9 protein-coding genes and 2 pseudogenes are annotated in these 9,478 nt (G+C 71.7%); 3 read left to right on the top strand and 8 right to left on the bottom strand.

The window, feature by feature from the left end:
- Positions 1-191 precede the first annotated feature (191 nt).
- The 8 genes and pseudogenes from AC2W7J_RS11750 to AC2W7J_RS11715 all read right to left on the bottom strand — a co-directional run bounded on the left by AC2W7J_RS11750 (position 192) and on the right by AC2W7J_RS11715 (position 6,946).
- Positions 192-577: pseudogene (locus AC2W7J_RS11750) on the bottom strand (FKBP-type peptidyl-prolyl cis-trans isomerase).
- Between the two features lie 43 nt (positions 578-620).
- Entirely contained in the window at positions 621-1,307 is a 687-nt protein-coding gene (locus AC2W7J_RS11745) for an FKBP-type peptidyl-prolyl cis-trans isomerase (RefSeq protein ID WP_485982595.1), read from the bottom strand.
- Between the two features lie 447 nt (positions 1,308-1,754).
- The gene (gene pafA, locus AC2W7J_RS11740) at positions 1,755-3,143 is read right to left on the bottom strand and encodes a Pup--protein ligase (protein ID WP_485982593.1); all 1,389 of its coding nucleotides are present in this window, start codon (positions 3,141-3,143) and stop codon (positions 1,755-1,757) included.
- Between the two features lie 9 nt (positions 3,144-3,152).
- Positions 3,153-3,839, bottom strand: a complete 687-nt coding sequence (gene prcA, locus AC2W7J_RS11735) for a proteasome subunit alpha (RefSeq protein ID WP_485982591.1) — start codon at positions 3,837-3,839, stop codon at positions 3,153-3,155.
- Positions 3,836-4,665 (bottom strand): annotated as a pseudogene (gene prcB, locus AC2W7J_RS11730) (proteasome subunit beta). Before prcB ends, prcA begins: the two are co-directional and overlap by 4 nt.
- Entirely contained in the window at positions 4,662-4,859 is a 198-nt protein-coding gene (locus tag AC2W7J_RS11725) for a ubiquitin-like protein Pup (RefSeq protein ID WP_255183435.1), read from the bottom strand. Before AC2W7J_RS11725 ends, prcB begins: the two are co-directional and overlap by 4 nt.
- Before the next feature lie 35 nt (positions 4,860-4,894).
- On the bottom strand, positions 4,895-6,391 hold the full coding sequence (gene dop, locus AC2W7J_RS11720) for a depupylase/deamidase Dop (protein WP_485982590.1): 1,497 nt from the start codon (positions 6,389-6,391) through the stop codon (positions 4,895-4,897).
- 9 nt (positions 6,392-6,400) lie between these two features.
- The gene (locus AC2W7J_RS11715; RefSeq protein ID WP_485982588.1) at positions 6,401-6,946 is read right to left on the bottom strand and encodes a GNAT family N-acetyltransferase; all 546 of its coding nucleotides are present in this window, start codon (positions 6,944-6,946) and stop codon (positions 6,401-6,403) included.
- 126 nt (positions 6,947-7,072) lie between these two features.
- Here AC2W7J_RS11715 and AC2W7J_RS11710 point away from each other — a divergent pair, with 126 nt between their 5' ends.
- The 3 genes from AC2W7J_RS11710 to AC2W7J_RS11700 all read left to right on the top strand — a co-directional run.
- Entirely contained in the window at positions 7,073-8,041 is a 969-nt protein-coding gene (locus AC2W7J_RS11710) for an alpha/beta hydrolase (RefSeq protein WP_485982586.1), read from the top strand.
- Positions 8,038-9,042: an alpha/beta hydrolase gene (locus AC2W7J_RS11705; protein ID WP_485982584.1), complete on the top strand. Its 1,005-nt coding sequence runs from the start codon at positions 8,038-8,040 to the stop codon at positions 9,040-9,042. The genes AC2W7J_RS11710 and AC2W7J_RS11705 overlap by 4 nt, the downstream gene beginning before the upstream one ends.
- On the top strand, positions 9,035-9,478 hold a 444-nt coding region (locus AC2W7J_RS11700), incomplete at its 3' end, for a DUF3054 domain-containing protein (protein ID WP_485982582.1). The genes AC2W7J_RS11705 and AC2W7J_RS11700, both read left to right, overlap by 8 nt.

The following is a 9,478-nucleotide window of genomic DNA, read 5'->3' as shown; positions in this document are numbered from 1 at the left end:
ACCGACGACCTCGCGGCGAGCCCCGGTGCCCCTCTCGACGTGGGCCGGTCCGTCGAGGCCGACCCCACCCCCTTCGTCACGGCCGCCCTCGCCGGCCGCCACGCCGCCGCCCTGCTCCACGACGACCAAAACCCTCGCAGGACCCTAGGGTCCTGCAGGGTTATGGGCGCCTGCTGCGGGCGAAGGGGGCGTCAGCCGACCTTCACGAGGTCGACGACGAAGATCAGGGTCTCGCCGCCCTTGATCGCGGCGCCGGCGCGCGGTCGCCGTAGCCGAGGTGCGGCGGGATGACGATCTTGCGACGGCCACCCTCCTTCATGCCGAGCAGGCCCTGGTCCCAGCCCTGGATGACTTGGCCGATGCCGGCGGTGAAGGCGAGCGGGGCGCCGCGGTTCCACGAGGCGTCGAATTCCTCGCCCGTGGAGAAGGCGACACCGACGTAGTGCGCCTGGATCGGGGACCCGGCGGTCACCTCGGCGCCGTCGCCGACGGTGATGTCCTCGACGACGAGCTCGGTGGGGGCGTCGCCCTCGGGGAAGTCGATCTCGGGCTTGGTGGTGCTGGGGTCGAAGGGCATGTGGGGCTCCTTGTCGTGGGTGGCGGGGATCAGGGGGTGGAGATCAGGGGGCGCCGAGGACGTCGACGGTGAAGACGAGCGTGGAGTTGGCCTTGATCGGGCCCTGGGCCTGCGAGCCGTAGGCCTCCTTCGGCGGGGCGACGATGAGCAGCCGGTCGCCGACCTTGGCGCCCTCGACGGCCTTGTCCCAGGCGGGGATGACCTGCTGGCCACCGACCGGGAAGGAGAAGGGCCCGCGGCCGTCCTTGAGCGAGGAGTCGAAGACCTTGCCGTCGTCCCAGGTGACGCCCGTGTAGCTGACGTAGACCGTGTCGCCCTTCTTGATCGTCTTGCCCTTGCCCTCGATGAGGGTCTCGGTGACGAGCTTCTTCGGCTTCGTCGCGCCCTTGGGGATGGTGATGTCGGCGGGCTTGCCGTCGTTGTACTTCACCTCCGGCATGTCCTTGCCGAGCGTCTTCTGCTTGCCCTCGACCTCTTCCGGCAGCTGGCCGCGCACGTCGTAGACGAGCACGAGGCTGTCCTTGCCGTCGACGCCGTACTCGGGCATGCCCTTGGAGCCGAAGAGGTCCTTGGGCGGCATGACGGCGACGCCGCTGCTGCCGATCTTCTGGTCCTTGATCGCCTTGATCAGGCCGGGCAGGGCCTGGGCATTGCCCAGGTCGAGGACGATCGGCGAGCTCGTGTAGGTCTCGGAGCCCTCGATGGCCTTGCCGTCCTTGCCGGAGAACATCGCGAGGTCGACCTCGGCGTAGGCGTCGTCGGCGAGGTCCTCGCCCTTGCCCTCGGTGCGGATGTCGCGCGTGGTCTCCGAGACCTTGACCGGCGAGTCGTCGAGCTTGATCGACGGGCCCTTCTTGCCCTTCGCCTCGGTGACCGCGATGGCCTCGACGGCCTTGGCGTCAGCCGGCTTCGGCTCGGCGAGGGTGACGTCCTTGGCGTCCTTCGCGTCGTCGCCGGAGCCTTGGACGAGGACTTCGACGCGTCGCTCTTGGCGTCACCGCTGGAGTCGCCTCCGCAGGCGCTCAGGGCGAGGACGGCGGCGGCGGACGCCGCGAGGGCAGTGGTCAGGCGGGGGGCCTTCGGCACGATCTACCTCAATGCTTCGGGGACAACGATCGGGCTCACCCTAACCACGCTCCCTGTGCGCTCGCTGACCCGACCGCACCCCGCGTGGCGCTCAGGGCCGCGCGGGGGTACCGCGCGAGGTCAGCAGGTCGATCAGCGTGTCGACCCGCGCGTCGACCGCGGCGAAGGGGTCCTTGCACAGGACGGTGCGCTGGGCCTCGTCGTTGATCTTCAGGTGGACCCAGTCGACCGTCACGTCGCGTCCGTGCTCCCGGGCAGTCCGCACGAAGTCACCGCGCAGCTTCGCCCGGGTCGTCTGCGGCGGCAGGTCGACCGCACGCGCGATGTCGTCGTCGGAGACGACGCGAGCGACCTTGCCCGCGCGCTGCAGCACGTGGTGGATCCCCCGGTCGGGGTCGATGTCGTGGTAGGCGAGGTCGATCTGGGCGAGCCGCGGGTCGTCGATGTCGAGGCCGTGCTTGGCGGCATAGGCGTCGAGCAGGCGGTACTTGACGACCCAGTCGATCTCGGTGCCGACCTGCGCCAGGTCGTCGCCCTCGACGGCGGCGAGGGTGCGCTCCCAGAGATCGAGCACCTGCTGGCTCACCGGGTCGTCGATGCCCTCGCGCTGCGCGTAGTCCTGCGCCCGGGCGAGGTACTCGCCCTGGATCTCGAGGGCGCTCATCCGTCGACCGTCGGCGAGCTTGACCGGGGTGCGGCCGTGGCGGTCGAGGCTGATGTCGCGGATCGCCCGGATCGGGTTGTCGAGGGTCATGTCCGGCAGCGCGACGCCGTCCTCGAGCATGCGCAGCACGAGGTGCGCCGAGCCCACCTTGAGCAGGGTCGTCGTCTCGGTCATCGTCGAGTCGCCGACGATGACGTGCATCCGCCGGTAGTGCTCGGCGTCGGCATGGGGTTCGTCGCGGGTGTTGATGATCGGGCGCGAGCGGGTCGTCGCGGACGAGACGCCCTCCCAGATGTGGTCGGCGCGCTGGCTGACGGAGAACTGCGTCGTCCGCCCCGTCGACATGAGCTTGCCCGTCCCGGCGATGAGCTGCCGGGTGATGAGGAAGGGCAGCAGCCCGTCGGTCACCGCGGCGAAGTTGGACGTGCGGGCGACGAGGAAGTTCTCGTGGCAGCCGTAGGAGCTGCCGGCCGAGTCGACGTTGTTCTTGAAGACGAAGATCTCACCGGCCACGCCGTCCTCGCGCAGCCGCCCCTGGGCGTCGACGACGAGGTCCTGGACGATCCGCTCCCCCGCCCGGTCGTGGGCGATGAGGGTCAGCAGGTCGTCGCACTCGGCGGTCGCGTACTCGGGGTGGCTGCCGACGTCGAGGTAGAGCCGGGAGCCGTTGGGCAGGAAGACATTGCTCGAGCGGCCCCACGTGACCACCTTGCGGAAGAGGTAGCGCGCCACCTCGTCGGGCGTCAGCCGTCGCTGGCCGTCGGAGACGGCCGTGATGCCGAACTCGGTCTCGATCCCGAAGATGCGTCGCTCCACGTCTGCAGGCTAGCTCTCGTCGCGAAGGGGGGCGCTCACCCGGCGGAAGCAGCGTCGCGACCTGCCGCGCTCCAGCACGGCGATCTCGAGCCCCTCGGGGGCGACCGGGTCGCCCCCTTCGTCCCGCAGCGACAGCACGTCACGGGCGAGGTCGAAGGCGTCGTGCAGGTCCATGCCCGGCACCCAGCGGGAGCCGAGCTCGTCGTTGAGCCGGTCGCTGTCGCCGCCGATGGCGACCCAGCCGCGCTCGTCGGTGACGGAGCCGTCGTAGGTCAGCCGGTAGATGCGGTCCTCGGCGAGCAGCCGCCCGACCTCGGCGACGACGATCTCGACCTCGTAGGGCTTCTGGTCCTGGGTGAAGACGGTGCCGAGCGTCTGGGCGTAGGCATTGGCGAGCGCCCGTGCGGTGACGTCGGATCGGTCGTAGGAGTAGCCGCGCAGGTCGGCGTAGCGGATGCCGGCGACCCGCAGGTTTTCGAACTCGTTGTACTTGCCGACGGCCGCGAAGGCGATCCGGTCGTAGATCTCGCTGATCTTGTTGAGCGAGCGGCTGCTCGGGTTGTCGGCGACGAGGAGGATGCCCTCGTCGTAGCCGAGCACGCAGACCGAGCGGCCGCGGGCAATGCCGGCCCGGGCGAAGTCGGCCCGGTCGGCCATGACCTGCTCGGGCGAGACGTAGAAGGGGGGTTGGCTCATCGGGTGCCTGCCTCACCACGGCGGTCGGCGAGGATCGCCTCGACGAGTCGCTCGCTGTCCGCCTCGTCGACGAAGGTCACGCCGGCGGCGTCGGCGACGCCGACGACCGGCCAGATGCGGCGGTGGACGTCGGGCCCGCCCGTCGCGGAGTCGTCGTCGGCCGCGTCGTAGAGGGCTTCGAGGGCGACGCGCACGGCGGCCTCACGGTCGAGGCCCGGGCGCCACAACTTCTTGAGCGCACCCCGGGCGAAGAGCGAGCCGGAGCCGACGCTGTGGTGCTCCTGCTCCTCGTAGCAGCCACCGGTGACGTCGTAGGAGAAGATCCGCCCCTGCCCCGGCCGGGGTCGAAGCCACCGAGGACGGGCACGACCGACAGGCCCTGCATGGCCAGGCCGAGGTTGCCACGCAGCATCGCGGCGAGCCGGTTGGCCTTGCCCTCGAGGGACATGACGACGCCCTCGATCTTTTCGTAGTGCTCGAGCTCGACCTGGAAGAGGCGGACCATCTCGATCGCCACGCCTGCCGCTCCGGCGATGCCGACGAGCGAGTGCTCGTCGGCGGCGAAGACCTTGCGCATGTCGCGGTTGGCGATGAGGCTGCCGAGCGTGGCGCGACGGTCCCCCGCCATGACGAGGCCGTCGGCGCAGGTCAGGGTGACGATCGTCGTCGCGTGGGGCGTCTCGATCGGGTGGCCTCCGACCGGCCCCGCGCCCGGCCACCGGGGCAGCAGCTGCGGGTCGTGCCGGGCCACGAACTCCGTGAAGGACGACCCGCCGGCCGCGAGGAAGGCGGCGGGCAGGCGGCCCTGCGCGGGGTCGCGGCTCACTGGCCGCCCTTCTGCACGAAGCCCTTGACGAACTCCTCGGCGTTGGACTCCAGGACGCCGTCGATCTCGTCGAGCACGGAGTCGATGTCCTCGTCCCGCGCCGCGTTGGTCGCGCTCACCTGGCCGAATCCGTCATCGGGCTGGGCGTCGTCGCCCCCACCGCTGGACCGGGGTCGGATCTGCTCCTGCGCCATCGTGTGCTCCTGTCGCGTCGGGTCGTCCTCCGAGCCTATGCCCCGAGACCCGCCACGAGGTCGTCGACGTCACCCCTCGACACGAGCTCCTCGACGGCGTCGCGGCCGTGGGCGAGCGGGTCGGTGAGCGGGACCCGCGCGATGCGGCCCGCGCGGGGCATCCGCAGCACGAGGGAGTCCCACGACGCGGACACCACCGCGTCGCCGAAGTGCTCGACGACGCGCCCACGCAGCCAGGCGCGGGTGTCCGCGGGCGGCTCCCCCACCGCGGCGCGCACCTCCTCGTCGGTCGTCAGACGGGTGATCCGCCCGGCCGCCTCGAGCTTGTGGAAGATGCCCTTGTCCTGCCGCACGTCGGACCACTGGAAGTCGATGGCGCTCAGTCGGGCATCGCCCCAGTCCATCCCGTCGCGCTCGCGGTAGCGCTGCAGCAGAGCGAGCTTCGCGACCCAGTCGATGTCGCGGGCGGCGTCCATCGGGTCGCCGGCCAGCAGACCGACGAGTCGCTCCCAGTGGTGCAGGACCTCGTCGGTGGCGGGGTCACTCCCTTCGCGCTCGACGAAGGCGCTCGCCATCTCGAGGTACTCGGTGAGGATCTGCACGGCCGTGAGCTCCCGACCGTCGCGCAGGGGCACGGTGGCCCGGCAGGTCGCGTCGTGCGAGATCGTGCGCAGCGCCGTCACCGGGTGCAGCACCGCGAGGTCGCGGTCGAGCGCACCGGCCTCGATGAGGCGCAGGACGAGCGAGGTCGAGCCGACCTTGACGAGGTTGGCCACGTCCGCGTGGGTCGCGTCGCCGATGATCACGTGCAACCGGCGCCACCGGTCGGGGTCGGCATGGGGCTCGTCGCGGGTGTTGATGATCGGCCGCTTGAAGGTCGTCTCGAGGCCGACCTCGGCCTCGAAGAAGTCGCTGCGGGAGGAGATCTGGTAGCCGGTGCGCTCGCTCTCCGGGCCGATGCCGACCCGGCCGGCGCCGCACATGACCTGCCGGGCGACGAAGAAGGGCGTCAGCCCCGACACGATCCGGTCGAAGGGGACGGACCGCTCCACGAGGTAGTTCTCGTGGGTGCCGTAGGACGCGCCCTTGCCGTCGGTGTTGTTCTTGTAGAGCGTGATCCCCGGCGGGGTGTTGGCGAGGCGCTCGACGACCTCGCGCATGACGAGCCCGCCCGCCCGATCCCACACGACGGCATCCCGCGGCGAGGTCACCTCGGGCGAGGAGTACTCGGGGTGGGCGTGGTCGACGTAGAGGCGAGCGCCGTTGGCCAGGACGACATTGGCCAGGGTCGGGTCCTCGGCATCGGTGAGCTGGGAGATGTCGGCCCGCGCCCGCGGCAGCTCGAAGCCGCGCGCGTCGACGAGCGGGTGCTCGTCGCTGTAGTCCCACGCGCCGTGCCCTGCCCGCAGCCCGTGCGCCCGCGCATAGGTCGTGACGACGACACCGGAGGCGGTCATGGGGTTGGCCCAGGGCTGCCCCGGCACCGCGATGCCGTACTCCGTCTCGATGCCCATGACCCGCCGCACGCTCATGGGCCCACCCTAGGTGCGGTCCCTCGCGAGCAGCCCGAAGACCCACGAGTCGGAGACGACACCGTCGACGACGCAGTCCTCCCGGAGCGTGCCCTCGTGGACGAAGCCCAGCTTGTGCAGGACCCGCCCGCAGGCGATGTTGCGCGTGTCCGCCATGGCCTGGACCCGGTTGAGGTCGAGGGCGTCGTAGGCCCAGTCGAGCAGGGCCGCCGCTGCCTCGGTCGCGTGGCCGTGCCCCCAGGACGTCTCCCCGAAGCACAGGGTCAGCTCCGCGCTGCGGAAGGTCGGGTCCCAGCTGCTCAGCCCGCACCACCCCAGGCGGGCACCGTCCGCCACCCTCTCCACCATCACCCGCGCACCGCTCCCTTCGGCCGCAGCCCTGCGGGACCGGTCGACGAACCCCTGGGCCCGCGACGGATCGCTCCACGGCGGCTCGTCCCAGTAGCGCAGGACGAAGGGGGAGGACATCAGCTCCCAGAGGAAGCCGGCGTCCTCGTCCTCCACCGGACGCAGCCGCAGCCGCTCGGTCAGCAGGGTCGGGGTCGCCAGCTCCATGACGGCCATGCTCGTGCAGCGGCCGGCGGGGCACCAGCGAGTTTCGACGTCGAGGACGGCCACCCCCGCTGGTCGAGGTGCGACGAAGGAGCCTCGAGACCCAGTGGGCCGTGTTGGAATGAGCCCATGACTTCGACGTGGATGCCGTGGCGGACGCGGGTGCTGGGCTGGTTGACGCGCAAGGGGGTCCCGGCCGAGGAGATGACGGCGGCGCAGCTGTCCCGGATGCGCGCCAACATCCCGATGCGGGCGCCCTACACGTGGTTCTTCGGGCGCCCCGAGCGCGACGTGACCTCGCAGACGCAGCGGATCACCGTCCGCGACGGCCACGAGATCAAGGTCCGGGTCCACCGCCCCGAGGCCGACGGGCCGCTCCCGCTGCTCATGCACTTCCACGGCGGGGGCTTCGTCCTCGGCCACATGGGTGTCTACGACCCGCTGTGCACGCAGATCGCCGCGCAGGCGCAGGTCGTCGTCGTGACCGTCGCCTACCGCATGGCCCCCGAGCACCGCGCTCCCCTGGCCGCCCACGACTGCCTCGACGCCACCCGCTGGGCCATCGATCACGCGGCCGAGATCGGGGCACGCACCGATGCCGTCGGGGTCACGGGCGACTCGGCCGGCGGCAACCTCGCCGCCGTCGTGGCGCAGACGCTGCGCGACGAGGGCTTCGCCGGCCTGCGGCACCAAGCGCTCGTCTACCCCGCGCCGGACCTCTCCGACCGCGAGACCGAGGACCTCCAGCTGCTCACGCAGCGCTACCCCGTGCTCACGCCCGACATGCTGCGGTCCTTCCGCAGTCTCTACCTCGGCGAGGAGGGCGACGACCGCGACCCGATCGTCTCCCCCGCCTTCGGCGATCTCGCCGGCCTGCCGCCGGCGCTCGTGCAGACGGCGGAGGTCGACCCCCTTCGTCCTGACGGTGATGCCTACGCGCAGGCGTTGCGGGAGGCCGGGGTCGAGGTCCGCCACACGACCTACCGCGGGGCGCCGCACGGCTACCAGACCTTCCCGGGGCTGGCCCCGGCCGCCGCACCGGCCCTCGAAGAGCTCATCGGGGAGATCGCCCACCACCTGCACGAGGAGCACCCGTGAAGCGCCCCTACCCCGGCCTGCCGCCGCTCGTCGCGACCCTGACGACCTTCCTCGACAACATCGGTCGGGTCTCGATCGTCGACGCGACGCTCGAGGACATCCGGGCGGCCCGCGCCAAGGTCTACCCGACGTCCGCCCCCTTCTCGTGGATCACCGGGCGCGTCCCCGCGGACGTGACGATCGACGACGGCAGCGCACCGGTGCGCGACGGCGCGAGCATCCCCCTTCGCTGGTACACGCCAGACGGACGAAGGGAGGACCGCCCCCTCCTCGTCTACCTCCACGGTGGCGGCTGGGTGCAGGGGTCGACGCGGATGTACGACCCGCTGTGCGCCCACCTGGCGGCCGAGCTCGACGCCGTCGTCGTGAGCGTCGACTACCGCATGGCGCCCGAGCACCGGGCCCCGACGGCGACCCACGACGCGATCGACGTCGTCAGGTGGCTCCACGAGCGCGCCGACCACGGGAGCGACCGCGACCGCATCGGCCTGTGCGGCGACTCCGCCGGCGGCAACCTGTCGGCGATCGTCGCCCAGCAGCTGCGGGACCTGCGGACGGCCGCGGGCGAGCCGGTCATCCGTCACCAGGCACTGATCTACCCGGCCACCGACCTGACGATGGCCTCGCCCTCGATCCGCGAGCACTCCGAGGGGGCGATCCTCACCGAGGCCAAGATCATCGCCTTCCGCTCGCTCTACATCGGCGAGGCCGACGACGCGATCGACTACGCCGACCCGATCGTCTCCCCGCTCTTCGGCGACGCCGCCGGGGTCGCCCCGGCGCTCGTCCAGACGGCCGACCTCGACCCGATCCGCGACGACGGGCTCCGCTACGCCGAGGCGCTACGAGCCGCGGGCGTCGAGCTCCGGGTCACCAACTACCTCGGGCTGCCCCACGGCTTCGCGAGCTTCCCCGGGGTGGCACGCAGCGGGGCGCAGGCACGCCACGAGCTCGTCACCGAGATCCGACGCCACCTCGTCGAGGGCGGTCGCGGTGCGTGAGCGCGACGAGGCCCTGATGTCCCCCGGTCGGCGGACCGCCCTCGCGGCCGGTCTCGACGTGCTCGTCGTCGCGGTCTTCACCCTCATCGGCCGGCGTACCCACGCCGAGCCGCTCGACCCGGCCGGCTGGTGGAGCACCGCCTGGCCCTTCCTCGTGGGCCTGGCTCTCGGCTGGGCCGTCGTGGCCCTGTCGAGCCAGACCTGGCCGACCCGCTGGTGGCACGGCCTGACCGTCTGGATCGCCACGGTCTTCGGCGGGATGGCCCTGCGGGACATGGTCGGTCAGGGCACGGCCCTGCCCTTCGTCATCGTGGCCAGATCTTCCTCGGCGTCACGCTCGTCGGGTGGCGGCTCGTGCTGTGGCTCGTCGACCGCCGGCGCCCGGAGCCGACGAGCGACCCCGGCCGGGGACGCGGCCGCCCCCCGGTCGAGCACA

It is taken from the genome of Janibacter sp. CFPM2_SD2 (genome assembly GCF_057364645.1).
Note: the sequence above shows the minus strand (reverse complement) of the source record. Positions and strands in the feature narration are given on the sequence as shown.